A 261-nucleotide genomic window follows, 5' to 3' on the forward strand; every position below is an offset into this window, starting at 1 on the left:
TTACCGACCAGTAACCCGGCACCAATCTTGACCAGTGTACTGGCCGCCGTCCACAAGGACGCTTTTGCCAACGACATATCAGGAAAAGTAGTTCAACAAAGTCGCAATTACCGTACGCTGATTGACGGGCGACAGGTTGTAGAACAGCGGCAGGCGCAGCAGGCGCTCGCTCTCTTTGGTGGTGTAGCGATCTTCACCGTGGAACTCACCAAAGTGTTCCCCCGCAGGGCAACCGTGCAGCGGAATGTAATGAAACACCGC

Annotated in this window: 1 pseudogene; it reads right to left on the reverse strand. The window is 55.2% G+C overall.

Annotation, left to right across the window (positions count from 1 at the left end):
• Nucleotides 1–78: 78 nt before the first annotated feature.
• Nucleotides 79–261: pseudogene (locus tag KJQ96_RS39270) on the reverse strand (dTDP-4-amino-4,6-dideoxygalactose transaminase); the annotation flags it as partial.

It is taken from the genome of Bradyrhizobium sp. sGM-13 (genome assembly GCF_018398875.1).
Lineage (GTDB): Bacteria > Pseudomonadota > Alphaproteobacteria > Rhizobiales > Xanthobacteraceae > Bradyrhizobium.